Source organism: Spirillospora sp. CA-128828 (assembly GCF_050945415.1).
Lineage (GTDB): Bacteria > Actinomycetota > Actinomycetes > Streptosporangiales > Streptosporangiaceae > Spirillospora.
This window is the reverse complement of sequence record NZ_CP191986.1, coordinates 944,035-967,867: the sequence shown is the minus strand read 5'-3', so window position 1 is coordinate 967,867 and position 23,833 is coordinate 944,035. Positions and strand designations below refer to the sequence as shown.

Genomic DNA, 23,833 nt, shown 5'->3' with positions numbered 1-23,833 from the left:
CCCGCGGAGGCAAAGCCTGCGAGCTTGCGCCTACCAGCGCCGGAATCGCCCAGTTCACCGTCGCGGAGCGCCGTGACGGCGGCGCATTCGTCGCAGACGGTGTGGGCATGGGGATGGTCGGCTAGGCCGTAGGTGACACGTCCGCCGATCGCCAGGTGTGCACGATCTGGAGCCGCTCGAACAGCGCTGACGTCCCCGTAGACGGTGGACATGTCCAGCCCGTGGCGGCGGCGCGAGGCTCTTGGGCGAGGGCCCGGGCGATGCCCACGCGCTGGCGTTCACCACCCGGCAGTTTGACTGGACGGCGTTCCGCCATGGCAGGGTCGGCCTCTGTGTCGCCATCGTCGACCGGCTCACCTTCAACGCCACCATCATCGAGACCGGCATTGATTCCTACCGGTTCGCCCAGACCCGCGCCCGGCAGGCCGCCGGGCACTCCTGAGCCTGAACGTCCCGCCCTGGCGCCTCGGGGCGGGACATTCCCCGGGCTCAGCAGCAGTCAGCGCAGCACGAGCCGTCACAGGTCGGGTCCTCACAGCATGGGCACATTCCTGGTCTCACCTCCCTTCGCGTCTGGAAGATCGGGCGGGCACCAGGTCCCCGGCGCCGGATCAGGGCAGTCCGGTCCGGGCATCCGCGTCAGCATGCCGACCAGCTCGGACCGCAGCGCCGCCAGCCGCGCCATCTCCGCGTCGATCTCGGCGACATGACGGCGCAACAACCCCTCGGCCGGCTCACACGCGCAGACCCCGGTGTCCCGCACCGCCAGCAGCTCACGGATCTCGGCCAGCCGCAGCCCAAGCCGCTGCGCACCGCGGATGAACAGCAGCCGATCCACCGCGCTGGGGCCATAGCGGCGGTGCTCGCCACTGGTGCGCTCGGCGGCCGGAAGCAGTCCCTCCCGCTCGTAATAGCGCACCGTGTCGGCACGCACTCCCACGCGGGCAGCCAGCCGCCCCACCGTCAACCACTCGCTGACATGGTCAACCATCATGCTTTTGAGGCTAAGACTTGGACCCCACTCCAAGTTCAACCCCTTCCGGGCCGCCAATCCCGGACCCTGAGCGACCACATCGTGATCGCGTTCTGTAGACGCTTTCCCCTAGATATCCGGTCGAGAAAGTAGGCGAGTGAGCGGCCAACAGACCGTCATACGGTCCGGTGCGGCGCGACGCCCCTGGGTCGTGTTCGCCGCCGGGGCGGCGGTCGGCGTGCTGGGCGGGATGATCGGCCTGTCGGAGTAGTCCGGGCCCCAGACGGTGGCGAGGAGTTGTTCGCGGGGCTGGACCTTCCCGGCGTTCTCCATCAACGTCTGCAGGGGGTCGAGCTTCGCCTTCGTGCGGCGAAGGGCGTTCGAGCATTGAGAAGTCGCTGCCCCGTCCGCCGACGGGCCCGGTTCGCGCGCCGACCGCCGCAAGGATCATCAGTTCCGGCCGAGCAGCGACATCCGGTCGTCGCATTTCGAGGCCGCCATCGAACAGGTGATGGCGGCCGCGGCCGAGGCGGCCGTGCCCGGGGTGTCCATGCACGCGGTGGTGTTCGCGGCCCGGAAGGCGTCGGTGCCGCTGCACGCGGTGATGGCGCCGCTGGACCGCGCCGCCCGGCTGCTGCTGGACCGCCCGGACCGGAGCGAGGTGCTGCGGCCGCACCTGACCTCCCGCCGCGGCCTGACCGTGCTGGACGGCGCGAGACAGCGCCTGGACGCGGCGCTGACGGCCGCGGTGGGCGGGCCCCGTGGGCGACGTGGTGGCCATGGCCGACGGCGGCCTGGCCGTGGTGACCGGCGCCCGATGGACGCCCGGCCCGCCGGCGGATTGGCCGCCCGCCGCCTACCGGGGCACCCCCGCCACCGGCGGCCCGCGCGAACTGGAGATCCCCGCCGAGTCCCTGACCGCCGTCCCCACGAAGACCGACGACCACGGCAACGACGGCCGGCGCGGCGACGATCGGCCCGGCTTCACGTTCGCGCTGGCGCTGGCCGAGCCGCGCGCCGAGCACCAGGCCCGCCAGGACGCCGAGAACGCAGCCGGCGGGCCCGTTGGGAAGGCAGTTGTCGAAGGCTCCGATGCGCCCGCTAGATGTACTCGGTCATGGCGAGCATGTAGAACTCGAAATGTCGCGGTCGGCGTCCGCGCGCTAGGTCCCGGCGTCCTGCTCCTGCCGCTTTCGGCGGGGCGCTCCGATCGCCGACCGGCGCTTGCCCGAGTAGGGGTTCGGTCCTCCCCTGCGCGGCGTGTGCTCGGCGACGTCCAGACCCGCCAGGCGTGCGAACGCGTGCCGGATGAGATCGGAATCGTTGACCGTCTCGGGTAGTCCGAGCGCGAGCCGCGCACCCTCGTACAAGGGGTCAGGGACACGACCGCCGATGACCCTGGTCTCTGCCATATAGGGAAAACCTTCCGAACCAACATTGTTGACGCAAACCACGCTAGACCCGCAGCGCCCGACCACCCCCACCAGGCGAACGAGCACGTTCACGAACGCCCAGTTCAGCGGCACCGATGCGCGTCAACGATCACCCCTGATGAGACTTTTCTCTATATTTCGAGTGCGGCGGTCTGGCGGCCGCCGTCGACGCCCGGCCCACGCGCCGCTAGACGTCCCCGGACGCTAGAGGACGTCTCAGTGTGTCTCTCAGACGTCCCGGAGCGTGGCCGAAAAGACGCAGCGACGGCAACGGCGACGAGCGCGGGGGCTTCGCCGAGAGAACTCCGGCAGGCCAACCGCAGATCGGTCGGGACGGTCATGCTTGCAAATCCCTACGAACCAGACCAGACGGCAAGGCCTCGCCATGTCGTCCCCAATAGTCAGGAGTGCCTGATGGCAAAGGAAACGCAGGTCACCGTCCCGAACGTTCCTGGAGCCGAGTCGACCGCCGCCCGCAAGGGGGCCGAGGAGCTCGGACTCTGCGTGCGAGAGGTGGAGACCGCACCCGTGGAATACCAGGTCGGCCTGGGCGCCGGTATCACCTACCAGGTGACCGAGCGCGCGAGAACTGTTATCGCAGTTCGGGGAGGTGATCCGAGGTTGAGGAACCTACGGACGGCCGTTGACGGTACCCGCCGGTAGCCACCCAGGCCCTTGACGCCGGATGATCGGCGAGTGGACGTAGCGTCAGAAGCCAACGGCCCTCAAGACGCGCGGCCGCCGCCGGACCTCACCCTGACCATCCTGGGTTTCAAAGATCCGGCCGTGTCCGAGGTGTCGAGCAGGTCCCGCAGGTAGCGGCCGTACAGCGAGCGAGTTTGCCCTCCTTGGCCGCCATCGCGAACGCGGCCCGGAGCCGACAGGCTCGTCAGCCGATCGGTGGTGCGAGGTATTCCAGCGCATAACCGTCGCCGGACGGGGTTACGCGGGCGATGCCGGGTGAGTCGAGGTGGGCGCCGGCTACGAAGTGGTGTGGTTGGGTCAGTTGTTCGAGGAGGGCCGCTCGCGCGGCGCGGGCTTGGGACTGGTTGCCGTCGAGCTCCCAGGACACGTTCGGCTGATCGAATTGGAGCGTGGGAACGTGAACGGTGTCGCCCCAGACGAGAAGGCGGCCGGCGCCGTTCCTGACCTCGTAGACGGTGTGACCGGGTGTGTGGCCCGGTGTCGGGATCGCGGTGGTCCAGTCGTTGATCGCGGCCTTCTCCGACACGGGTACGACCCGGTCGCGGATCGGCTCGAGCCGCCCCGTGAACACCGAGGTGTCGCCCGCGCCGATCCACACGCGCTCGAGTCTGGTGAACGCCTCTGAGCCGTCCGGCGCGATCAGGCCGCTCACATGGTCTTCGTGTTTGTGGGTGATGGCCACATCGGTGACCTGCGCGCGGTCGATTCCCGCCTCGTCTAGCGCGTCGTAGATCAATCCCATGGTGGGGTCGTGCCAGGCGTTGGACGCGCCGGTGTCGATGAGAACCGACCGCGTGCCGTCGGTGACGAAGAAGGCGTTGACCGACAGCCGCAAGTTGTCGCCGGCCAGCGGGACGGCGGCCGGCAGCTCATCGAGCGTGTGCCCGTCCTCGTCGCGGAGCCGTGTCGGCGGCATGTCGATGTATCCGTCTCGCAACGAGATCACCTGCAGATCGCCGAATTCGAACCTGGCATGGTGCTGGCCACTCGAGATCAAACGCATGGAACCTCCGTCGGGTTGGGCGCACATCGCATGTCTCCGATAGAAGAGTACATCTTCTTTAGGAGAAACCCCTACGCTGTGGGCAGTGAGGTACCCGTCGATCGAGGAGCACGGTGGTCGAGCAAGACGGAAACGCGGCCGAACCACAGCACAGTGACGACCTGGCCGGCGCGTTCGGCGGCAACGTGCGGCGACACCGCGAGGAGGCGGGCCTGACACTGGAGCAGCTGTCCACACGGTCGTCGGTCAGCCGGGCGATGCTGTCCAAGGTCGAACGCGGTGAGAAGAGCCCGACGATCGGCGTCGCGGCTAGGATCGCCCACGCGCTCGACGCGTCGCTCTCGGACCTGATCGGTGCGCCGGCCGCTGCCGCGTCCGGTGTGGCCATTGTCATGCGCCAGAACGATCGACCCGTTTTCCGTGACCCGGAAACCGGCTTCGAGCGGCACATGGTGTCAGCGGCCCCGGGCGCGGGAGGAGCCGAGATGATCGTCCACTACCTCCCCGCGCAGGTCTCTACCGGGCTGCTGCCCGCGTATCCGCCGGGTACGGAGAAACAACTCGTGGTGCTCGAAGGCACCCTCACCGTCGCGATCGGCGGGATCAGCGAGACCCTGAACACAGGCGACTCCCTGTTCTTCCAGGCCGACGCGGACCACGGCTTCGCCAACCGAACGAACGCTCCCTGCGAATACATCATGGTCATCTCGCGCAGAACCTGATCGGCCGCAGCTTGCGGGCCTGACAAAGCCGGCTAGGTGTACTGCCCAGGCAGGACGCTCGGGACCGTCTGAAAGTTGGGTCTGTCCCGTAGTCGGTGGTGACGCTGGGCGTGCGTCTGTGATCACCAGGCGTGTTCGACGCGCCGGTGTTTTTCGGGTCTTGCGGCTGTGGTCGTCGAGGGCGTGTCGGACGGCGAATGCGGTGCTCGTCGCAGCACGCACCAGGGACGATCCGGTGCCCTGTCCGTTGTGCGGGACGCCGACGGCGAAGGTCCACGCCTATCACGGGCGGGCGGTAGCGGACGCGCCGGTGGACGGCCGTCGGGTCGTATTGCACCTGCGCGTGCAGCGGCTGGTCTGCCAGGTTCTGGGATGCCGACGGCAGTACGCCGTGCTCTGCCCGACGCGGTGCAGGTCAGTGACCGGTGGCATCTGTGGCGCAACCTCTGCGACAAGGCCTTGCTCGAGGTCCGCGGTCGAGCTGTTCACTGCCGTCGACGGTGACCCTTGCCCGGCGCAGCATTTCACGCAGGGTCAGCGGTTCGGTGACAAGGACGATCTGGGCCTCAGGCGGGCGGGGCGACGGGCGGTGGGGCCGGAGTAGGAGCCCGTGGCGGGACAAGGCGTAGCGGCCCGGGAAATCAGAGCCGCTAACAAACCCAGGGCGCTTCACCCGGGTGGTGGTGATCTCTTGTGGAACCTTCGTTACGGCGCCCATACCGGTTCTTGAACAACTCGATTCGGGGGTGAACGCCGGTGGCCGGAGCGAGCACGGCATGGACGGTCCCCGGCGAACGACGTCCGGCCAGGTCAGCAACCGGACGTGACCAATCGAGAGAACCGGAGTCGACCATGAAACCGATCACGCGGTCACCGCTCTTCAGGACCGTGAGGGCGTGCCTCGCCCAGGTCGCGCTCGCGCTCGCACTGGCGGCGCTGCTGCTCTGGGACGTGCAGTCCTGGCAGTACGACAGCCGCCAGGAGACCTGCGTGCACGGGTTCCTGTGGGTGTTCACGTGTGTCATGAACCTCATCCACTGGAATCACAGGTCAGGCAGCCTCTACCGCCAGCGGGAAGAGCACGCCAAGAACCGGAGCGACATCTGGGACAAGGTCAACAGGGGCATCTTCACCGCCACGCTCATCTCGGTGGTGATCTTTGCTCTCCTGTTCGTCCTGATCCTCGGCGTCCTCGTGCAACACCCGGTGGCCTGACGCCGCCTGTTCCCGACACCGCGACCGTCACCTCACCCCGGAACCGCCGATTCAGGGGCAGACGCCAGGAATTCGATCAAGATAATCGGCGAAGGCCCAGCCGAAGGATCTATCCAGGAGTGCCCACCGCTCCGGAGTCCGCGGTTACGCCCAGGATTCGATCTTCCGGGACTGCCCGGCTTTCTCGGCCCCGGATCGCTCGGAGTCGTCCGCGCCGGACATGCGGCCCCGCATTCACAGTCGGCCAGCCACGACTTCGGCAAATACAACCCGGCATCGATCAACGCGCGGCCTCGCGCCGAGGCATAGGCCAGGAAGACCCCGAGCTGGCAGCTCTCCACCCGACCCGCGGTGCCGGAATACTGCCGCTGCACCCCGGCCGATCCGATGCCCTCCTTGATGAACCCAGTCTCGTCCACGATCAGCACCCGGAGTCATATCCCCGAGTGCTTCAAACACATACTCCCGCAGGTCATGACGCATACCTCGGGGATGCGGCCTCGCCTGTCGACTCGCGGTTGTTGTCCTCGTATTCATCTCTAGATTCACGGGCGGTAATCGCTTCTTCTCTCTTGCTTCATTTTGATCGTAGATACGCCGCAAATGCGTTGGCTGGACGGTGATTTGAGGCTTGCCGCACTCCGAGGGGACCGGACGGTACCGATTGCGGGAACCAGGATCTCGCAATTCTGTAAACCAGAGAAGGGAGAGTCCCCATGACTGGGAACTCGGCAGACCAGGGCCCCCCGGAGTGGCCCCGGTTCGACAAGCGTGGGCCCGAGCCCACCGATGTGAGGGAGCTGATCGAGCGAGTGATCGGCGAACTCCACCCGCCAGTGCGACTCAGGGCCACTGCCATCAACAACGTCGGCAAAGTGGCGAAGGCGTTGCTGGCGAACGCGTACCAGCACACGACCGGTTCGTTGTGCCGGGACACCGTCCGGCTCGTGGTCCAAGTCGACCTCATCGACGGAGAGCGAGGCGTGCGTGTAGCGGTCCACGACCCCGGAGAGGCCCTGGACCTTGACTGGTCAAAGGGCCGCACCGGGTTCTGGACCATCAGGCAGTTCGCCTACCTCTACGGCGTTGACAGGGACGGCGAGGCAGGGAAGGTGGTGTGGACCGCCATCCTCCTCGACCGGGTGCCTGGCCTCGTCCGCGATCCGCACGAGCCGCCCCAGTAGCCTGGGGTGGCAATCACCAGCAGACGATGCCTGGGCCGGCGCCTGCGCTGAACTGCGCCGGTGCCGTTCAGTCCAGTAGTTGAGTTTCTGACTGGCAAAGTGGACCGGCCTCCATCCATTGGGTGGAGGCCGGTTTCTTCAGCGCAGCTGTGAGCTGCTTCGACGTAGGCGCGTACGGTCTCAGCAGCAGGTCATCCCCAACCTGCGAACGTTGACGTCAAATCGCGTGGACAGCCCAGAAGCGAACGTCTCCGCCCCTGCCGTCATGTCCACGACGACGTACTCTCCGGGACCGTCGACGAGGTGGCGGTTGCGATGCCGACACCGAACGCCGCCAGGACGGCGAAGACATCCGACCTGCCGAGCGAGTACGAGTAAGCGTTCCACCGGTCCGCGGCCCAGCAACCCAGGCCCGCTGAGAACCAGCGACCTGAGCCTCCAACATCGCCGGCCGTCCAGTTCACCCAGACGTTGCAGGGCGGACCCGTGATCCCAGCAGGAGGTGGCGTGGCGCCCCGAGAGACCACGCGCAGGATACCCGTCGAGCCACGAGCCGAACGGTGGTCTCGCAAACGGCAGGAAGTTGTAGGCAAATTTGCTCTTCCACGACCAGTCGGCCTGGCGAAGACGCTGCTCGCGGCATCACAGATCCGGTGCGCGCCCCGGCGGAGCGCACACAATATGGGCCTTCACGAATCCCGAGCTGTCTTCAGATGCCACAACGGCATAGATCCACGAAGAGTCCCTAGGTCCTAGGGGCTACAGGAACTGCGGAGGGCCCAGGGAGCTCCGGGGCGATTTCTTAGTAGCCTCGGAAAAGAAGTTGGTCCTTGCGCTCGGAAGAGAGCAAGGACCAACAGTTGGTGCTGTCAGCAGCAGCCTCAGCCGCTGCGGCTGATCTCGAAGGTCAAGGTGGCCTTCTTCCCGCCGGCCCGCCCTCGGTGACCCGTGCTCGTCACTCGCTCATCAGCGGCAATGGTGTCGTGAACCTGCTCCATGGCCGCCCAGCCGAGCCGATTGGCTTCCTCCTGGCTTCCTGCGGAGATCTTGATCTTGATCTTCCTCATCAGGTTTCTCCTGACCTCGTGAGAGAACACACCCCTTGGGGCCGCGTCCTCTGATCTGGGTTGTGAACTGCAGAAGAAGACCGTCCACGACACGCCTATCTCGGCAGAATCAGGCGGGTGAATAATGCGAGAACAGTCGGTAGGAATACAATAAACAGGACGTGCCATGGGCCGCAGCTTCATCGCCCCCTGCCTCCCTGAGCAGGTGAACGGTTCGCCGGCACCGAAACCGGTTTCAACCAACGCCACCGCGTAGGCCCGAAACTCTGCCTGGCTACTTGAACGACCCCAATATCGCACGGGATCTGCGGGCGGCTCGCCCGCTGGAGGCGTTGGAGACCGACGTGCTGGCCGGGTTCGTGCCCGCGCGGGCGGGCCGCCGAGACGTCTTGGATCTCCAGCTCATAGGCGCGTGACCATGCCGGACGTCGAGTCCTGGCTCGCCGAGCGATCAGTCCGGGGTGTCAAGGCCGGTCTGGCCCGCGGAGTGGTGACCCACACAGGAGGCGATCCGCCGATCGGCCAGGACGACACGCAAAGCCGCCTCCAACGTGAGGTGCACGGAGATGTCCCAGGCCGGCTGCGTCACCTCCAGCGTCCGGAGCGCCTGGGGGCGCAGCCCGGCCATCCTGATGATCGTTCCGTGGTCGCGGGCGTACCGATGGGCCTCGACCAACACCTGGACGCCGCTGCCGTCGATGTACGGCACGTCGGTCATGTCGAACACCAGCTGCTCGCCGGGGCAACGCCGAACCTCGTCGAGATAGCCGCGCAGGCGCCCGCAGCTGTGCAGGTCCACCGCTCCCGCCACGGCGATCATCGTGACCTGGCCGGGAAGATGGCGGTGGGACAACTGAAGGCGGCGCACGGCAGGAATCCTTCCTCAGCCCCTGGCGCCGAGGTGTTCAGATGGCGGCCGGTCGTCAACGAACCGTGAAAGAGTTGCACCGCAACACCGCCGGGCTGATCGAGGCAGAAACTGCGCGCCGGCGCGGCAGTGATCGTGGCCGTGAGGCAGATGGGCGCGGTCCCTGCCCGGCGGACGGCGTCACGATCTCGGGTGCTGCAACGCCTCAGCCTGGGCGATCGGACGGTCTCGGCTTCGGCCGCCTCTTACGCCCATCGTCTTGACTCTGGTCCGCAGGTTATGAGGGCGCCACGGCAAAGGTTCGGGGTCGGCACGGCTGTAGGCGAGGAGGGAACGCCTGCGGGCCCAGCAAGGGGGACTCGGCCGTGCGCGGGTAACAGGCCTTGCAGAAGGTGATCGACCGGCTGCGACGGTCGATCGATGGCGCGGATTCCGACGATCAGGTCAGCGATGAGGTGACCGCGGTGCTCCGACACCAATCGACCATGTGCTGATCACAGCCGGCGGACCACACTACGGGCCGCTGCTGGAAATGGACGCCGACCAGGTGCACCAGGCGGTCAGCGGACACATGGTGCGGGCCCTCGAGATCGCGCGCAGCTCGGCCGCCACCGCCGCCCTAGCGCCATTCACAGCGACATTGGCGCTGGAACTCGCGCCGGTTCGCGTCAACCTCATTGCCACCGGGTTCGTCGATACGCCGCTGTCGGCGTCGTTGCTCGGAGATCAACTCGACGAGCGCCGAACCGAGTTGCGAGCGACGCTACCGATCGGACGCGTACGCTCACTTGATACCCGCGCAGAAGCGGACGGAGAAGATCGCCGACGATGTCCTGGCCTGGGCCGTCGAGCATGCTCGTTGATCATCAACGGCAGGGTCGCCGGGCGCAGTCGCCGACCCGGTGACCTTGTCCGACGACCTGCCCAGCCGAAGGACGGGAGCCTGCAGTAGATAGCGGTGTGGCCCCCGGCCTACCTCCTGGTTCATGGTCGGTGAGGGAGACCGCACAGGTCTGCCATCAGGCCCATCTGGTGGTCGAAGTAGTCCCGCCGGGCGTGGATGATCGTTTCCAGCCGGCCGAAGACTTCGAAGCTGATCAAGCCGAACAGGTGGGTCCATCCGGCGAACACCCGGTTGAGCAGTTCCTCGGAAATGTCGACGGGGTGTTGGTCGATCAGCTCTTGAAGGTCTTTGCGGACCGGTTCGGGCATTGGAGCCGACGGCGGAAGGGTTTGGCCCCGGGCGGCGCCCTCGGCGGCGATTTCGACGAGTAGGAGGATCACGGTGGCTGCGGGGGCCACCGTGTCCTGTGGTGCCGCGTATCCGGGTACCGGGCCGCCGTACAGCAGGTTGTACTCGGCTGGATGGTCGAGTGCCCATTGGCGGACGGCGTGGCTAACGGCCAGGAAGCGATCGCGAGGACGCGCCGATTGCGCCTGTGCCGCGGCCTGCCGCGCCGCCTCGGCGAGCGCCTGGTACGCCTCGATGATCAGTGCGGTCAACAACTGGTCCCGGCTGGAGAAGTATCGGTAGAGCGCTGACGGGACGATGTCGAGATCACTGGCCACCCTGCGCAGCGACAGGTCGGCGCCGTCGGCGGCCAGCCGCCGGCGGGCGGCCGCCTTGATCTCCTCGATCATTTCCGACCGGATCCGGGCGCGCAGTGACGGTGCAGGCATACCCCAAGTCTGCCACATCCGAGAACATCGATTCCTATCGAGAACACTGTTCTTGACTTGGGTCGGCGTACTCCCTATTCTCTGAGAGAACACTGTTCTCTGAAGGAGTGCTTCATGTCCTTGCACGTTGTCCTGGGAGCCGGGCCGATCGGCTCCACCACCGCGCTGATGCTGGCTGAGCAGGGTAAGGAGGTGCGCCTGATAACGCGCGGCGGAGGCGGCCCGGACCACCCTGGCATCGAGCGCGTTCAGGCCGAGGCGTCCGACCCGGCCGTGCTGACACCCCTGACCGCCGACGCCAGCGCGCTCTACCAGTGCGCCGGCCCGCCCTACCATCTCTGGACGACCGAGTTCCCCCCGCTGATCGAGAGCGCCATACGCGCCGCCGAAGCGAGCGGCGCCGTCCTGGTCAGCGTCGGGAACCTCTACGGCTACGGCCTGGTAAGCGGTCCGATGACCGAGGACCTGCCCGCACGCCCCAATTCCGAAAAGGGCCGCGTCCGAGCCGGACTGTGGGCCAAGCAGCACGCCGCGCACCAGGCCGGACGGATCCGCACAGCCGAGGTCCGCGGGTCTGACTACCTGGGAGCCCGCGCCTCAACACCCTTCACCATCATGCTCCTGCCCGCCCTTCTACGCGGCCGGCGCGCACTCGCCCCTGCCGACATCGACGCCCCGCACAGCTGGACCTACACCGGTGACGTGGCCCGAACCCTGATCGCCGTCGCCGCCGACGAATCCGCCTGGGGCCGCCCCTGGCACGTTCCGACCCCGCCGCCTGTCTCCATTCGTGAACTGGCTGAGCTGGCGGTGACCATGGCCGAAGCACCCAGAGCACGAATCGGCCGGATGCCAAACGCCCTGCTACGGGCGGCCGGCCTGTTCAACGTGGCAGCCAGGCAGCTCCCCGAAATGCGCTACCAGTTCGACCACCCGTTCGTGCTGGACTCCAGCGCAGCGCAAAAGGCATTCGGTCTCAAGCCCACCTCGACCACCGACGCACTCCGCGAAACCATCTCCGCATTGCAGTCCACCGCCCAATAGGCCGCATTCAGTCAGCGGGGCAGCGTGTCAGATGTCTCGGGCAAACCGAACCGCAGCAACGTGGCAGGGTTCCACAACTGGGCTTTGGCGGCGGGGATCGTCTCACCTCCACGGACGTAGTTCTCGGCAGGCACAGGGCACAACCGTGTGGGTCGACTGCTTCTTCGTCCGCGACCTGCGCGCCCATTTCGAGCACGGCCACCTACCCGAAACCCGGTGAGAGCACCTCACTGTCAACCACGTGAAGCACTCATCACCAAGTCCGGGACGATTACTTGGCCGACGTGCCGAACGCCGAGCGGGAGGGACGCCTCGGGAATCAGAACGCGTTCTTGTCAATGGCGGCGGTGTCGAGCAAGCTACGTCGCATGGATCTGAACGCCCTGGAAGAGATCCGTCAGGTGAAGTACCGCTACTTGCGCTGCCTGGACCTGAAGGACTGGGACGGGTTCGCCGGCACCCTCACCGAGGACGCCCTGGGTGCCTACGGAACCCGCGCGGTCGGCGAGCCGCTGCGCCTGGAAGGCCGCGATGCCATCGTCGACTACATGCGCGGCAATCTCGGTCCCGAGATCACCACGGTGCACTTCGCGGGCCAACCCGAGATCCGGGTCGACGGCGACAAGGCCGAGGGCACCTGGTGCCTGGAGGACACCGTCATCGCCAAGGCGTTCCGGGTGCTGATCCGCGGATCCGCCTTCTACGAGGAGACGTATCGGCGCTGCGCGGACGGCGGGTGGCGCATCAGTGGCATCGGCTATGAACGGACCTACGAATACTCGATATCGCTCGATGATGTGCCCAGCTTCAGGCTGCTGGCAGACCGCTGGGCGTCCCCGCCCCCGCAGCCGGGAACTTGACCCTGTATCAAGAGCCAGGCTTGATGAGTGCCGTCGCCCGTCGCCAGCGCGCCGTGGACGAGGTAGTGGCCGTCAGTGGAGTCGGCGGTGGAGGGGCATGGCCAGATCGGTGGGACCAGGACGACGGTGTAGTCGATGAGGTGGTCGCGCAACGGCTGCGGCGCCGGCACGGCCATCCGCCCGAGCGCGACCGCCTGTACGAGGTGTACGCGCCTCGGGCGCTGCGCTTGCTGAGAATGCAGGGCGCCTTGACCCACGCGGCCTATATCGCGAGCAGCGGGGCGGCGGTGTGCGCGGCCGAGGGCATCACGTGAGTCAGGCCTTGGCGCGCTGCTGCTTGAGGCGCAGTTCCTCCCTGCGGACATCGGCGTGGACGGCTTGCTCGCGTTCCAGCCAGTCGGGCCTTTCGGCCTTCAGGTTCTCGATCTCGGCCGTGGTGAGGGGGCCCGTGATGCCGGCGCGGGCCAGACCTGAGACGGAGACGCGGAGCTTGGCGGCGGCGACTTGGCGGGGGTGGGGGCCCTCACGGCGCAGGTTCGCCAGCCATGAGGGCGGGTCGGCTTGGAGCGCGTTCAATTCGTCCCGGGAGACAGGACCTTCCTGGAACTCGGCGGGTGCTGCCGACAGCAGGATCCCCAGCTTCTTGGCCGCGGTCGCGGACTTCATGGTCTGCGGGGTCTTCGCTTTGGACGTGGCCATGACCTCAAGGGTAGCCAGCGAGAGGGAACTGTCTGGACGTGACTAGGGTGGCGGAGTGACCGATGGTGAGTTCCGGCTGGCCTACGTGCCGGGGGTGACGCCCGGGAAGTGGGCCGGGGTGTGGGCCGAACGGGTCCAGGACGTGCCGCTTCGCCTGCTGCAGATGCCGGCGACCGAGATCGTCCCCCTGCTGCGGAACGGTGGCGTGGACGCGGCGTTCGTACGCCTGCCCGTCGACCGAGAGGCCCTCCATGTGATCCCGCTGTACCTGGAGACGACCGTGGTCGTGGTGCCAAAGGATCATGCGGTGGCCGCAGCGGAGGAGGTGGAGCTCGCCGATCTCGCCGACGAGGACGTGTTCGAGCCACTCGACGAGGTCTTGACCTGGGACGACCGCCCCGGGCAGCCCGCCTTCACCCGTCCTGAGAGCACCGCCGGCGCGATCGAGTTGGTGGCGTCGGGAGCCGGCGTCCTGCTGCTCCCGCAGTCTCTGGCCCGCCTCCACCACCGCAAAGACCTCACCTACCGAACCGTGACCGACGCTCCTCAGTCCCAGATCGGCCTGGCCTGGCTCGAGGCCGTGACGACCGACCTCATGGAGGAACTGATCGGCATCGTCCGCGGCCGCACCCCCAATAGCTCCCGCGGCCGCAATCCCCGGCAACAGCCCACCCGTAAAAAGCCACCGCAACAACGCCCCGCCCCCAAGCACCGCCGCCAGAAGCGCCGCCGAAGGTGACGAGTGCCGCGCTCACCGACAACACCCAGCCATACCACCCCAATATGGTGTTGGCCCTCCGCCAGTTGACGCTGCGGCAAGCGACTCGCTCGGGTCACGTCGCGGACTACTCCGTCGAACCGCGCCTTCCCGTCCGAGCCGGCGAGGTGGCACCGGGCGGCGAGACAGGTGATTCCGAACGGCTAGAAGAGGCCGGCGGAGGGAGCGGGAAGAGGCGGCGGGGCGGTGGCCGATACGGCGAGCGCTGACGGTCTCCATCACCGCGTTCATCCTCGGCATCGCACCCCGGTCAGCACCGTCGGGATGCCGGCATCGGTCAGGACGACGTCGAACAGTTCGGGGAACTTGCCGCCCCGGTCACAGATCAGGAACCGTGCCCGGCAGCCGGCGTCCTCCAAGTCCATGACCAGGTTCCGGACCGCCTGGGTCACCCATGGGCGGTCGGGTGAGCGGTGGCGCCCAGAACGCGGATGCGGCGGGTGTAATGCTCGATGACCGCCAGCACTTACCTGCGGGCGCCGGTGAGGGTAACGGTCAACCGATGACCCGCCACCGAAACGAAGAGTCGGTTGGTCGCCCCGCAACCCAACCGACCTCAGAAGGCCTCACGAGGTCGTAGAGCCCGACATGTCATTTGCTCGGCTGGGGAACCTTGCAGTTGGCGGTGGGGTTGAGACCGATGTAGTTGAGCGGACCGGAGGCCAAGGTGATTCCGATCGTGGCGATGCTGGTGCAGCTACCGTCAAATTGGGCGTAGTAGTGGCGCTGTCCCCCGGCGAGCGCTCCTACGATCAGCCAGGCGACGAGCATCCACCGTCCGGACCTCATCGCTACCTCCGGTGACCGCTTTGCCGACCCTGGGGTACGACAGTAACGACAAGATCGTCCATAGTTAAGCAAGTCGGGCCGGGTGTGTCATGTCACCAGCGTCTCGCGCGGCCGCTGTGTTCTCGACGACGCTCTGCCCACCACCGGAAAGTCTCTCGACGACCCGACCGTGCACAACCCCGCTCGAATCCCCCGACTGACACCAGCGTCCGGCCGCCGACGGGCTCGCACTCCCCACCGAGGTGGTCGTGCAGAGCAGGTCGCGATCAAGAGCGCGACACGGGTGAAGATCTTGTCTCCAGGCCGGGCACAGCGTCCGGACCCGGCACGGCCTAGATCGTTGACGGCACGGCCGCTGTCCGCTCCCACATCCCACCGCGAGTGACTGTGGCCCACTCTGCCCATCCGCTCCACGCACGGCCCGTCGGGAATCGTGTGGTGACCCGGTGGGCGTTCGGTTGTCGCAAGGGCCGAGCCTGTCAGACACGAGTGTTTATCTGTCATGCTTTTGGTGTGGTCGAGATGATCGGGCGGTATCGCGTTGTCCGCAAGCTGGGCCGCGGCGGGATGGGGACGGTATGGCTTGCCGAAGACGGCGACGGACGGCGCGTCGCGGTGAAGGTCATCAACGCCGAACTGGCCCGCGAGCCTGAGTTCCGTGAGCGGTTCCGGCAGGAGGTGGAGGCTGCGCGGCGGGTGCGGCGGTTCTGCACGGCGCCGGTGCTGGACGCCGGTCTTGATCAGGAGCCGCTGTGGGTGGCCACCGACTTCATCGACGGCCCGACCGTGCAGGAGGCTGTGTCCGCCAACGGTCCGCTGCGCGGAGCCGATCTCGACGCGCTCGCGGTCGGCATCGCGACGGCCCTGACCGCCATCCATCAGGCCAGGTTGATCCATCGGGACCTCAAACCCTCCAACGTGCTGCTGTCACCGGTCGGCCCGCGAGTCATCGATTTCGGTATCGCCCGCGCTCTGGACGCCACCGGGCAGCTGACCCGCTCAGGGACGGTGATCGGCACTCCCGGCTACATCGCGCCTGAGCTGCTGGCCGGTGACCGGCCGCTCCCGGCCGCCGACGTGTTCTGCTGGGGCGCTGTCGTCGCCTACGCCGGCACGGGCCGTCCTGCCTTCGCCGGGGCCGGCGGCGCCGAGATCAACGACCGTGTCCAGAATGCCGAGCCTGATCTGGACGGCCTTGAGCCGCACCTTCGCCAACTCGTCGCCCGTGCCCTGGCCAAGGATCCCGGCGCCCGCCCAGCCGTTCCCCAGGTGGTCTCCGAGTTGACTGGCTCGCCGTCCGCTCCACCCCAGGACGGGCACTTTCGCACCCGCCGGCTGACAACGCGGTTCGACTCTCACGTTTCCCGGCGACTCGCCCCGTACGCGGCTCTGGGTGCGGTCGTGCTCGTCGCGGCCGGCGCCGCGGCGGTGGCCCTGTCCGCATCCAACGGACATGCCGGAGCAGGACACAGGGGCCTGGCCACGACGGCGACCTCGCCCGCCACCAGCGCCACACCCTCGGAATCACCCACGAGCCCTCAGCCGGCCACCACACCTGCACCCGACCCGCAGCCCAGCACGCAACCACTCCCTCCGGACCGGGGTCCGATCACCAACAGCGCCAGCGGACTGTGCATCGACACCGACGGCCCGCAGGGCCCCGGTATCCACGTGCAAGTCCGTGACTGCGGGAACTACAGCGGCCAGCGATGGAGCTACGACCAAGGCACCTATCACCTCGTCAACCCGCCCAGCGGCCTGTGCCTGGACACGGACGGAGCCCCCGCCAAAGGAGTCAACGCCGTGCTGAACCCGTGCGGGAACTACAGCGGCCAGCAGTGGCGCTACAACCCCAGCACCGGCCAGATCACCAACCTCACCAGCGGCTTGTGCCTGGACACGGACGGGCCTCCCGCCAACTACGTCGCCCTGGTGGCCAACCCCTGCGGGAACTACACCGGCCAGGGCTGGCGCCGGTAAAGGGGGCGCTCCACGTTGAAGTGCAGCCCCGGCGAACGGCAGGTAGTGCGGCGATGAAGAAGACAGGACGCCCAGGACCTGATCGCGCGACGCCGAGTCTCACGCGAACACGAATACGCCTCTTACATCCGCGGCGAGTACGGCGCGATGCCCCGCGAGTGCCGCAGGGGACGGTGGGCCGTTCAGGAGTTCGGTGTCCAGCCGTGGACGCCGAAAAGTCTCCCCGCGGCCGATCGCCACGAGGGCTTGCGCGCAGTGGGGGATCAGGTCGGCCGGTGGTGCCGTCGGCTCGATCCACAGCGCCTCCGAAGCCTTGTCGGGCTCGGCTGCGCGTGGTTCGCCCACCCAGTGGTGGAAGGCGAACCAGTAGTCGCTGACCGCGTGGCAGGGGCCGGGCAACGATACGGCGGTGCGGTGCATGATGTGGCAGAACTCGGCATCGTCGCGGTCCAGCGTCACGCCGGCTTCCTCTCGTGCTTCGCGGATCGCCGCGGCCAAGACGTCTTCGCCCGGCTCGATCCGTCCGGCGGGCGGGCAGAGCCAGCCGTCGCGGTAGCCGGTGTTGTGGCGCCGCAGCATCAGCACCTTGCCGTCGTCGCGTTGCAGTAGAACGTGTGGTGCTATGAAGGATCCGTACCAGCCGTTGGTGTTGGTGTGTGCTGCGGCGGTGTCACGGGCGGAGACGATGCCGAGCCGTCGGGCCAGGTGCCGGTTGGCGTGGTCGGGGCCCCCGGCCAGGTCGAGCATGGGGACGGCGGCGGTGAGGATCACGTCGGCCAGTTCGTCCAGCACGTCCGTCGTGGTTTTGTGGATGCCCTTGCGGGGATTGCCGCCGTTCATCCCGATGTAGGCTTCGGCGACCTCGCCGACTTCCTCGGCGAGCTTCATCACCAGCAGATGTGTCGGCACGTCGGCCAGGTAGCCGGTCCGGATGCGGGCGGTGTCGGCCCAGAACCCGGTGCAGGGTTCCGCATTTTCGGGGTTCACCACGATGTGACCTTAGAGCCCGCAGCGGCGCCGGACCCGCGTTTCTCGAACATTTGGACGAACCACCGGCCGCCTGGCTACGCGACGCCGCCATCCAGGGCGCAATGAGTGACCTGGCGATCGCCGGGATGCGGCTGGTGGCTGAGATGGCGATCCCTCCAAGGGTGATGAGCGACGGCCGGGCAATCCCCGGCGGGAAGGCGTTGCGAACCCTCCAGGGTGATGAGCGATCCCGCAACTTGATCGACGGTGCCTACGAGCGCACGATCTGGTTGCAAACCCTCCGGGAGATGCACCGACCGCACAGCCAGGTGGACCATCGCTACGCGGCCGCAGTGAATGACAGTGCAGCGCATAGGGGAATTAGGTGTGGGCTTTCGGCCTCACTCCGACCACCGACACGAAACTCCCATGGCTGTCACACACGGCCGGTGGCCGAGCATGTTTGCTCGCCTTTTGGAACTGCGCCAGCTCCGCTATTTCGTCGCCGTTTCCGAGGAGCTCAACTTCGGCCGCGCGGCGGCCCGGCTGGAGCGGGAGTTGGGCGTGCGTCTGCTTGAGCGCACCACTCACTATGTCGCCCTGACCCCGGCGGGGGCGGCGTTCCTGGTCGAGGCTCGGCAGATCCTCGCTCACGTGGAGCGTGCCGCCCAGGTGGCCAGGACCGCCCAGGGCACCTCGCCGGCGCTGCGGGTGGGCATCATCGATGCCAGCTATGACTCCATGCCGCAGATCCTGCATGAGGCTCAGGCGCTCTACCCGGACCTGGTGATCCACCAAGTGGAGGCCGGTGTCCCAGAGTAGTACCAGCAACTCCTCGACGGCCGTCTCGACGTGGGCATCGGCCGTGCCGCACTGGCATGAGCGGGTCGCCTCACACCTGTTCCGCCTGGACCGTCTCAAAGTCCTGGTCCCTCACGGACACCGGTTCGCCGAACAGGGCGCGGTGCCGCTCGAGGCCCTGGCCCGAGAACCGCTGCTGCCGGCCGGGGAGATGAAGGCTCCGGAGTTCAACCAGTTCACCGTCGAGATGTGCCGCGCCGCCGGCTTCACCCCTACGGTGTACGAGGGCACCGTCGACAGCGTCCACGCCGCGTCCGCTCTGGTGACCCGAGGCCGCTGCCTGTATTGCGTGCCTCCTCCTGCATCTCCGCGCTCCCGAGCACGATCTGGCGGCCGCTCACCGAACCCGTCTCTTGCTATCCCTGGTCGATCCTGTGGGAGTGCGGCAGACGACTCCGATCATGTGCGCGCTGTGGTCGCCTGCGCCCGGAGCATGTCCGAACGGCTCGGTTGGCTCGTCGCTGCGGACCAGGCGACCGGCTGACCACCAGGACCCCGATTGGGCCGGCCGCGCTCGGTGATCGGTGCCGGTGATCGGTTCAGCACGTATCGGCGGTATCCCGGGCGGCCGCGCGAGGTAGGCGCGGCCATTGGGATCATGCGGCGATTTCAGCATGGACGTCCGCGGTCGGGTGGACGATGAGGGCGCGGTCCAGCCCGGTGACGCGGAGCAGCGTGGCAACCTGCGGGCATGGGGCGGCGACTCGGAGGATGATGCCGAGTCCGGCGGCGCGGCGTTGGATACCGATCAGCACGGCCAGCCCCGCCGCGTCGGCGGACGCCACCTCCCTCAGGTCGAAGATCAGCAGACGGCCGCTGTGCCGCAACACGGCGATCAGATGCTCGCGCAGCGCCGGAGCGGCGGCTCCGTCCAAGGTGCCCGTCAACGCGACGATGGTGTGGCCGGGACGCCGGTGAGCGGGCATTCTCACTTCGTCGGGAACTCGGACGAGTTCCGCGGCGCTGGCCGCGGCGGTGGTGAACGTGGTCACGGTGATCTCCGATCACAGGTAGGCGGAAGCGCTGTACCCGGACGGTCTGATGATGGGCCGACCGGCCGGTCGGCCGGGCTCGGCGTCTCGCGAGGGCTCTCCCTGCCGGTCGCCACGGAGACCGGGACGGTGAAGAGGCCGAGGCTCCGACGGCCGGCGTGGATCGCCGTGAGCAGCCCGGATGGAAGGGGGCCGGGCCACCAGGCACCGTCCAACGCGGTCCGAGCCGAGCCGGGTGGGGACGCGGGGCGCAGCAGCAGTCGCGGAGTGGAGGGTGATGGCAGGCTGATCGTCGTGCCTTGTTCGCCGGTGTTTCGCATGGCCGGCGCCTTCCTTGAAGTTTCGATCTGTGCGGCGAGTGGATTTTCGTCGGGGATGTTCGCCGGATACTCGGATCCTACCTGAACAATTTTCAATATGAAAGAAAAGCGGGAAATATTTGCTAGGCGAGGCGCCGCGACGTCAGGTATATCGGCGCCGGAGCGCAAAAAACCGTTCCGTCTCCAGCCGAGTTCCATCGAGGCAACGGTTATCAGGGCAAGTGATGGGGTGTGCGCAAATCGCCTGTGTCCGCAGGCGGGTCGCCGGGCTTGGCTGGAGTGGCGGCCGGTCACTGCTCGGGGCCGCGCCTGCTGGTCCAGGGCCGCCCGCTCCTCCCCGGGCCGGACGGCCCTGTATCGGCAGCCGTCCGCCCGTCCACGAATCCGCCACAGGTGCGTCGGCCGGGTGCCGTGCGGTTCAGCGTGCCGCCGGATGTCCGCACAGTCGTCCGCCTTCGGACTCCCAGGCGCTTTGGGCAGCCGATTCGGTCCAGGCCGGGTCGTGCGGGTCTGCAGGTACGGCGAGCGCCGCGAGCAGGTCGGGGGCGGACAGATGGTTGGCGGGGTGGGCCGCCAGTTCCAGGGCCGCCCGGGCCGCCGCGCGGCCGGTAGGGGCCGGGACGGTGAGCAGGTCGATGCGGTGGCCGTCGGCGTAGATCGCGGTGAGCAGCCCGGCGGCGGGGTTGTGGAACCAGCTGAGCCGAACCTCCCTTGTGTCGTTCGGGCCCTCGACGCGGAGCCGGCGGGGGTGGGTCTCCCAGTCGGCCGTCCGCAGCATGATGTGGGCGATGGGCCGGTGCCCGTCTGGCGGGCCGTGGGCCTGCAAGGCCAGAACGAGCCCGGGCAGTTCGGCGACCGGATCGGCCGAGCGGGGCCACCAGCCGCCGTCCAGCGGCGTGCGGCCCGGGCCGGTGCGGTCGGCAGGCGCGGACGGCCGCAGGGTCAGCCGGGGAGTCGAGTATGGAGAGAGCCTCATGGTCGTTCTTCGTTCAGCGGCGATTCGCATGAATCTGTGCCCCTTCCCCGGAAGCCGCGGATGGCGGCCCCAGGGGGAGTTGTTGATCAGGACGGACCGACCCGATGGGTCAGTGGTGTCCCCGCAGATGCGGGGCGAGGTGACGGGGTTATGGCACAAGGAGCCTTGTTCGAGGTGAGCCGGCAAGGCGGATCACCCCCAGAAGGGGGATGTCATTGTTTGCCAGATATCTTTGCCTTACCCTCGAACGTCCGATATTACCGGTATCTGAAGTAAATTTTGATTGCCTTCCCTGTACCTTTACTTCACTTCGGCCGGGGCCAGGCACCCACATTCCGCGTCCGGTGAATGGGCGAGGTCTCCGCTCCCGGCGAGGATTTCGGTTTCCGGATGGACACTCTCAGTCAGCACCAATTCCCGTCGAGGATAGGAGGCCCCTCGGGCCCCGAGGACGGGGCGCGCCGGCGCTGGTCAGCCGGGGGTGCGAAGGGCGAGAAGCGCCACGTCGTCCTCGCCGCCGGGCTCCACGCGCTCCAGGAGCTTGTCGCACAGGTCGGTCAGGGGGAGCTGGGCCAGGTGGGAGCCGTGGCGGCGCAGGCTGGTGAGACGGTCGGCGAGGTCGGTGCCACGGGTTTCGACGAGGCCGTCGGTGTAGAGCACGAGGGTGGACAGCGGCGGGAGGAGGCGGATGCCGTCGGGGCGTGTCCCGGTGAGGTCGGGCTCGCCGAGGAGCGGTCCGTGCTCGTCCAGGAAATGCGTGCCACCGTCGCCGGTGATCAGCAGGGGAGGGGGATGGCCGGCGTTGCACCAGCGCAGGCGCCATGGTCCGGCCGGGCTCCCCTCGACGCGGCCGAACACGGCGGTGGCGAGTTCGGCGTCGCTGACGGCGGCCATGACGCGGTCCAGGCGCGCCAGCACGCCGCTGGGGGGTTCGGCCGTGTCCCAGGCCAGGGCTCTGAGCATGTTGCGGACCTCGGCCATGCGGGCCGCCGCGTGCAGGTCGTGGCCAACGATGTCCCCGATGACCAGTCCGGTGGCGCCGTCGGGCAACAAGAAGGCGTCGTACCAGTCGCCGCCGACCCAGCTGGCCTGGGCTGCGGGGACGTACCTGGCCTCCAGCCGCAGAGCGCCAGGCTGCGGGAGAGGCGTGAGCAGGTTGCGTTGCATCGCCTCGGCCGTGTTGCGTTGCTCGGCGTACAGGCGGGCGTTGGCCAGAACCAGCCCGGTCCGGCGCGCGACGTCCTCGACGACGAGCTTGTCGTCCGGCCCGTAGCCGTGTCCAGGACGGGAGTAGCCCAGCGTCAGCGCGCCGTAGGTCTCACCACGGGCGGCTAGCGGGGCAATGATCGCGCTCTGGGCCTTCATGACCTGGAACAGCTCGTACTGCGCCGCACCCAGCGGTTCGTCGGAGTGCACATCGGCGCCGCCGCCGACGACGATCGCGGCGCCGCCGCGCAGCACTTGGGCCAGCGGTCCGCGCGGCGTTCGCGGGACAGGCGGAAGCGGCCCCTCCAGCCCGGCGATGTCGGCGGCGGACATTTCACGGTGCGTCGCGGTGACCCGCTCGACGCGGCCGTCGGGGATCAGCAGGTCGACCTCGGCCCAGTCCCCGAGCGCGGGCACCACGAGCCGGACCAGCCGCCGCAGCAGGTCCTCTTCGTTCAGCGTGGACGACAGCACCGTCGTGATCTCGGCCACCAGCGCCAGCCGGGAGTTGGCCCGCCGCACCTGGGCCAACCGGTCGCGCCGCTCGCGCTCGACCGCGACCCGGTCGGCGGCGTCCTGGAAGACGATGACCAGCCCGGCCACCGCCCCCGTCGCGGATCCGGTCCCGGCCTGGTCGCCGGTGTAGATCGGCGCGGCCGACCAGGAGCACAGCACCAGCCGCCCGTCGCGATGGGCGAATCTCTCACCGTCCCCGTGGGCGGGAACACCGGTGCGGAGCGCACGCAGGAGGCGGCAGTCCCGCTCTGGCGGGACATGCCCAGCGGCGTCCCGGTGCAGAAGCAGGTGCATCCGCCTTCCCAGAACCTCGTCGCGGGTGTAGCCGAGAAGCCGCTGCGCCCGGGGGTTCCACGCGGTGATCCGACCGGACTCGTCAGTGGCGAGAACTCCGGAGTTCATCGCCTCCACCAAGCGACCATGAGTGGCGCCTGGCCGATCGTCGACGTGCCCGGTCATGGGTGAGGGATCACCGGTCGGCGGGGACCGAGTCCGGCCGCCACCACGTGAAGGAGTGGATGTACCGGTTGCCATTGCGGCTGCGGCGCTGTCCGTAGGTGAGGGCGACGACGCCGGAGCCGCCCGTGTCCTCGCACACCTGATGCCCGCGCTCGGCCGGGCCGGAAGTGGATCTCACTCAGCAGGAGGCGGGCGGACGCTCGGAGCTCCAGCCGCAGATCGATCGGACCGCGCGTACGGGTGGCGGTGCGGGTGAGGAATTCGTGGACGAGTGCCGTCAGATGGTCGGTGAGATCACCGGCGGCCGGCCCCAGACCCCACCGTCGCAAGGCGCCGTGGACCTTCCGGCGGACCTGGCCGGTCGCCGCGCGCCCGCCCGGCAACAGCCATCGGGCGGTGCGCAGCGCCGATCCCGGGTCGTTTTCGGCGTTGTGCTGTGTGGGCGCGGTCACTGGACTCTCCTCAAGAAGTGGCCTGGCCGGGACAGGCCACACGACCGGCCTCACGTGATCATGTGCGGTTTGCCGGCCGGCT

At 68.0% G+C, this 23,833-nt stretch carries 28 protein-coding genes and 3 pseudogenes; 16 read left to right on the top strand and 15 right to left on the bottom strand.

The window, feature by feature from the left end:
• The first annotated feature begins 241 nt into the window (after positions 1-241).
• Entirely contained in the window at positions 242-442 is a 201-nt protein-coding gene (locus tag ACQPXG_RS05090) for a hypothetical protein (protein ID WP_433466447.1), read from the top strand.
• 90 nt (positions 443-532) lie between these two features.
• Here ACQPXG_RS05090 and ACQPXG_RS05085 read toward each other — a convergent pair whose 3' ends face one another.
• Complete coding sequence (locus ACQPXG_RS05085) at positions 533-994, bottom strand: heavy metal-responsive transcriptional regulator (RefSeq protein WP_433466446.1); 462 nt, start codon at positions 992-994, stop codon at positions 533-535.
• A 740-nt stretch (positions 995-1,734) separates the two neighbouring features.
• Between ACQPXG_RS05085 and ACQPXG_RS05080 the strand changes: the two genes are divergently transcribed.
• Together ACQPXG_RS05080 and ACQPXG_RS05075 are read left to right on the top strand one after the other, a co-directional pair.
• On the top strand, positions 1,735-2,313 hold the full coding sequence (locus ACQPXG_RS05080; protein ID WP_433466445.1) for a hypothetical protein: 579 nt from the start codon (positions 1,735-1,737) through the stop codon (positions 2,311-2,313).
• A 507-nt stretch (positions 2,314-2,820) separates the two neighbouring features.
• Positions 2,821-3,069 (top strand): hypothetical protein, encoded by a 249-nt coding sequence (locus ACQPXG_RS05075; protein WP_433466444.1) that lies wholly within the window; start codon positions 2,821-2,823, stop codon positions 3,067-3,069.
• 226 nt (positions 3,070-3,295) lie between these two features.
• Here ACQPXG_RS05075 and ACQPXG_RS05070 read toward each other — a convergent pair whose 3' ends face one another.
• The gene (locus ACQPXG_RS05070) at positions 3,296-4,141 is read right to left on the bottom strand and encodes an MBL fold metallo-hydrolase (protein WP_433466443.1); all 846 of its coding nucleotides are present in this window, start codon (positions 4,139-4,141) and stop codon (positions 3,296-3,298) included.
• A gap of 86 nt (positions 4,142-4,227) precedes the next feature.
• Between ACQPXG_RS05070 and ACQPXG_RS05065 the strand changes: the two genes are divergently transcribed.
• The 3 genes and pseudogenes from ACQPXG_RS05065 to ACQPXG_RS05055 all read left to right on the top strand — a co-directional run bounded on the left by ACQPXG_RS05065 (position 4,228) and on the right by ACQPXG_RS05055 (position 6,051).
• A complete protein-coding gene (locus tag ACQPXG_RS05065) occupies positions 4,228-4,836 on the top strand; it encodes a helix-turn-helix domain-containing protein (protein ID WP_433466442.1) in 609 nt (202 codons plus the stop codon).
• A 168-nt stretch (positions 4,837-5,004) separates the two neighbouring features.
• Positions 5,005-5,319: pseudogene (locus tag ACQPXG_RS05060) on the top strand (transposase family protein); the annotation flags it as partial.
• 369 nt (positions 5,320-5,688) lie between these two features.
• A complete protein-coding gene (locus ACQPXG_RS05055; protein WP_433466441.1) occupies positions 5,689-6,051 on the top strand; it encodes a hypothetical protein in 363 nt (120 codons plus the stop codon).
• Positions 6,052-6,272: 221 nt separating this feature from the next.
• Here ACQPXG_RS05055 and ACQPXG_RS05050 read toward each other — a convergent pair.
• Positions 6,273-6,537: pseudogene (locus ACQPXG_RS05050) on the bottom strand (transposase); the annotation flags it as partial.
• Between the two features lie 230 nt (positions 6,538-6,767).
• Between ACQPXG_RS05050 and ACQPXG_RS05045 the strand changes: the two are divergent.
• Positions 6,768-7,235, top strand: coding sequence for a hypothetical protein (locus tag ACQPXG_RS05045; RefSeq protein ID WP_433466440.1), 468 nt, complete (start codon positions 6,768-6,770; stop codon positions 7,233-7,235).
• A gap of 213 nt (positions 7,236-7,448) precedes the next feature.
• Here the strand turns inward: ACQPXG_RS05045 and ACQPXG_RS05040 are convergent.
• Both ACQPXG_RS05040 and ACQPXG_RS05035 read right to left on the bottom strand, forming a co-directional pair.
• Positions 7,449-7,544, bottom strand: a pseudogene (locus ACQPXG_RS05040) (ATP-binding protein); the annotation flags it as partial.
• A 572-nt stretch (positions 7,545-8,116) separates the two neighbouring features.
• Entirely contained in the window at positions 8,117-8,302 is a 186-nt protein-coding gene (locus ACQPXG_RS05035; protein WP_433466439.1) for a hypothetical protein, read from the bottom strand.
• 278 nt (positions 8,303-8,580) lie between these two features.
• Between ACQPXG_RS05035 and ACQPXG_RS05030 the strand changes: the two genes are divergently transcribed.
• Positions 8,581-8,718, top strand: coding sequence for a hypothetical protein (locus tag ACQPXG_RS05030; protein WP_433466438.1), 138 nt, complete (start codon positions 8,581-8,583; stop codon positions 8,716-8,718).
• 35 nt (positions 8,719-8,753) lie between these two features.
• Here the strand turns inward: ACQPXG_RS05030 and ACQPXG_RS05025 are convergent, their stop codons facing one another.
• Positions 8,754-9,170, bottom strand: coding sequence for an STAS domain-containing protein (locus ACQPXG_RS05025; protein ID WP_433466437.1), 417 nt, complete (start codon positions 9,168-9,170; stop codon positions 8,754-8,756).
• 487 nt (positions 9,171-9,657) lie between these two features.
• On the opposite strand from ACQPXG_RS05025, the gene ACQPXG_RS05020 reads away from it, so the two are divergent.
• Entirely contained in the window at positions 9,658-10,122 is a 465-nt protein-coding gene (locus ACQPXG_RS05020; protein WP_433466436.1) for an SDR family oxidoreductase, read from the top strand.
• 32 nt (positions 10,123-10,154) lie between these two features.
• On the opposite strand, the gene ACQPXG_RS05015 is transcribed toward ACQPXG_RS05020, so the two are convergent.
• Complete coding sequence (locus ACQPXG_RS05015; RefSeq protein WP_433466435.1) at positions 10,155-10,811, bottom strand: WHG domain-containing protein; 657 nt, start codon at positions 10,809-10,811, stop codon at positions 10,155-10,157.
• A gap of 159 nt (positions 10,812-10,970) precedes the next feature.
• Between ACQPXG_RS05015 and ACQPXG_RS05010 the strand changes: the two genes are divergently transcribed.
• From ACQPXG_RS05010 to ACQPXG_RS05000, 3 genes are all read left to right on the top strand, one after another.
• Complete coding sequence (locus ACQPXG_RS05010; protein ID WP_433466434.1) at positions 10,971-11,894, top strand: NAD-dependent epimerase/dehydratase family protein; 924 nt, start codon at positions 10,971-10,973, stop codon at positions 11,892-11,894.
• Between the two features lie 284 nt (positions 11,895-12,178).
• The gene (locus ACQPXG_RS05005; protein WP_433469897.1) at positions 12,179-12,754 is read left to right on the top strand and encodes a nuclear transport factor 2 family protein; all 576 of its coding nucleotides are present in this window, start codon (positions 12,179-12,181) and stop codon (positions 12,752-12,754) included.
• Between the two features lie 23 nt (positions 12,755-12,777).
• Positions 12,778-13,068 carry a hypothetical protein gene (locus tag ACQPXG_RS05000; protein WP_433466433.1) on the top strand — a complete coding sequence of 97 codons (291 nt, stop codon included), beginning with the start codon at positions 12,778-12,780 and terminating at the stop codon, positions 13,066-13,068.
• 1 nt (position 13,069) lies between these two features.
• Here the strand turns inward: ACQPXG_RS05000 and ACQPXG_RS04995 are convergent, their stop codons facing one another.
• The gene (locus tag ACQPXG_RS04995; RefSeq protein WP_433466432.1) at positions 13,070-13,453 is read right to left on the bottom strand and encodes a DUF5997 family protein; all 384 of its coding nucleotides are present in this window, start codon (positions 13,451-13,453) and stop codon (positions 13,070-13,072) included.
• A 55-nt stretch (positions 13,454-13,508) separates the two neighbouring features.
• Here ACQPXG_RS04995 and ACQPXG_RS04990 point away from each other — a divergent pair, with 55 nt between their 5' ends.
• Complete coding sequence (locus ACQPXG_RS04990) at positions 13,509-14,192, top strand: LysR family substrate-binding domain-containing protein (protein ID WP_433466431.1); 684 nt, start codon at positions 13,509-13,511, stop codon at positions 14,190-14,192.
• 266 nt (positions 14,193-14,458) lie between these two features.
• Here ACQPXG_RS04990 and ACQPXG_RS04985 read toward each other — a convergent pair whose 3' ends face one another.
• The gene (locus ACQPXG_RS04985) at positions 14,459-14,596 is read right to left on the bottom strand and encodes a hypothetical protein (RefSeq protein ID WP_433466430.1); all 138 of its coding nucleotides are present in this window, start codon (positions 14,594-14,596) and stop codon (positions 14,459-14,461) included.
• Positions 14,597-14,822: 226 nt separating this feature from the next.
• Positions 14,823-15,002, bottom strand: a complete 180-nt coding sequence (locus ACQPXG_RS04980; protein WP_433466429.1) for a hypothetical protein — start codon at positions 15,000-15,002, stop codon at positions 14,823-14,825.
• 540 nt (positions 15,003-15,542) lie between these two features.
• Here ACQPXG_RS04980 and ACQPXG_RS04975 point away from each other — a divergent pair.
• The gene (locus ACQPXG_RS04975) at positions 15,543-17,000 is read left to right on the top strand and encodes a serine/threonine protein kinase (protein ID WP_433469896.1); all 1,458 of its coding nucleotides are present in this window, start codon (positions 15,543-15,545) and stop codon (positions 16,998-17,000) included.
• A gap of 99 nt (positions 17,001-17,099) precedes the next feature.
• Here the strand turns inward: ACQPXG_RS04975 and ACQPXG_RS04970 are convergent, their stop codons facing one another.
• Positions 17,100-17,990, bottom strand: coding sequence for an NUDIX domain-containing protein (locus ACQPXG_RS04970; protein ID WP_433466428.1), 891 nt, complete (start codon positions 17,988-17,990; stop codon positions 17,100-17,102).
• A 453-nt stretch (positions 17,991-18,443) separates the two neighbouring features.
• Here ACQPXG_RS04970 and ACQPXG_RS04965 point away from each other — a divergent pair, with 453 nt between their 5' ends.
• Together ACQPXG_RS04965 and ACQPXG_RS04960 are read left to right on the top strand one after the other, a co-directional pair.
• Entirely contained in the window at positions 18,444-18,791 is a 348-nt protein-coding gene (locus tag ACQPXG_RS04965) for a LysR family transcriptional regulator (RefSeq protein ID WP_433466427.1), read from the top strand.
• Positions 18,778-19,314, top strand: coding sequence for a LysR substrate-binding domain-containing protein (locus tag ACQPXG_RS04960; RefSeq protein ID WP_433466426.1), 537 nt, complete (start codon positions 18,778-18,780; stop codon positions 19,312-19,314). Before ACQPXG_RS04965 ends, ACQPXG_RS04960 begins: the two co-directional genes overlap by 14 nt.
• Positions 19,315-19,426: 112 nt before the next feature.
• Here the strand turns inward: ACQPXG_RS04960 and ACQPXG_RS04955 are convergent, their stop codons facing one another.
• The 4 genes from ACQPXG_RS04955 to ACQPXG_RS04940 form a co-directional block, all read right to left on the bottom strand.
• Positions 19,427-19,822: an STAS domain-containing protein gene (locus ACQPXG_RS04955; protein WP_433466425.1), complete on the bottom strand. Its 396-nt coding sequence runs from the start codon at positions 19,820-19,822 to the stop codon at positions 19,427-19,429.
• Between the two features lie 738 nt (positions 19,823-20,560).
• Positions 20,561-21,118: a DUF5994 family protein gene (locus ACQPXG_RS04950; RefSeq protein WP_433466424.1), complete on the bottom strand. Its 558-nt coding sequence runs from the start codon at positions 21,116-21,118 to the stop codon at positions 20,561-20,563.
• 471 nt (positions 21,119-21,589) lie between these two features.
• Complete coding sequence (locus ACQPXG_RS04945) at positions 21,590-23,299, bottom strand: SpoIIE family protein phosphatase (RefSeq protein ID WP_433466423.1); 1,710 nt, start codon at positions 23,297-23,299, stop codon at positions 21,590-21,592.
• Positions 23,300-23,309: 10 nt separating this feature from the next.
• Entirely contained in the window at positions 23,310-23,477 is a 168-nt protein-coding gene (locus ACQPXG_RS04940; RefSeq protein WP_433466422.1) for a hypothetical protein, read from the bottom strand.
• Positions 23,478-23,833 lie beyond the last annotated feature (356 nt).

What these genes read in the sequence shown, in the direction of transcription:
- ACQPXG_RS04985 (WP_433466430.1), bottom strand. Translation starts at nt 14,596, where the DNA reads ATGGACTTGGAGGACGCCGGCTGCCGGGCACGGTTCCTGATCTGTGAC.
- ACQPXG_RS04975 (WP_433469896.1), top strand. Translation starts at nt 15,543, where the DNA reads ATGATCGGGCGGTATCGCGTTGTCCGCAAGCTGGGCCGCGGCGGGATG.
- ACQPXG_RS05000 (WP_433466433.1), top strand. Translation starts at nt 12,778, where the DNA reads ATGAGTGCCGTCGCCCGTCGCCAGCGCGCCGTGGACGAGGTAGTGGCC.
- ACQPXG_RS05045 (WP_433466440.1), top strand. Translation starts at nt 6,768, where the DNA reads ATGACTGGGAACTCGGCAGACCAGGGCCCCCCGGAGTGGCCCCGGTTC.
- ACQPXG_RS05015 (WP_433466435.1), bottom strand. Translation starts at nt 10,811, where the DNA reads ATGATCGAGGAGATCAAGGCGGCCGCCCGCCGGCGGCTGGCCGCCGAC.
- ACQPXG_RS05035 (WP_433466439.1), bottom strand. Translation starts at nt 8,302, where the DNA reads ATGAGGAAGATCAAGATCAAGATCTCCGCAGGAAGCCAGGAGGAAGCC.
- ACQPXG_RS04950 (WP_433466424.1), bottom strand. Translation starts at nt 21,118, where the DNA reads ATGAGGCTCTCTCCATACTCGACTCCCCGGCTGACCCTGCGGCCGTCC.
- ACQPXG_RS05055 (WP_433466441.1), top strand. Translation starts at nt 5,689, where the DNA reads ATGAAACCGATCACGCGGTCACCGCTCTTCAGGACCGTGAGGGCGTGC.
- ACQPXG_RS04995 (WP_433466432.1), bottom strand. Translation starts at nt 13,453, where the DNA reads ATGGCCACGTCCAAAGCGAAGACCCCGCAGACCATGAAGTCCGCGACC.
- ACQPXG_RS04945 (WP_433466423.1), bottom strand. Translation starts at nt 23,299, where the DNA reads ATGACCGGGCACGTCGACGATCGGCCAGGCGCCACTCATGGTCGCTTG.
- ACQPXG_RS05075 (WP_433466444.1), top strand. Translation starts at nt 2,821, where the DNA reads ATGGCAAAGGAAACGCAGGTCACCGTCCCGAACGTTCCTGGAGCCGAG.
- ACQPXG_RS04980 (WP_433466429.1), bottom strand. Translation starts at nt 15,002, where the DNA reads ATGCTCGTCGCCTGGCTGATCGTAGGAGCGCTCGCCGGGGGACAGCGC.
- ACQPXG_RS05085 (WP_433466446.1), bottom strand. Translation starts at nt 994, where the DNA reads ATGATGGTTGACCATGTCAGCGAGTGGTTGACGGTGGGGCGGCTGGCT.
- ACQPXG_RS05070 (WP_433466443.1), bottom strand. Translation starts at nt 4,141, where the DNA reads ATGTGCGCCCAACCCGACGGAGGTTCCATGCGTTTGATCTCGAGTGGC.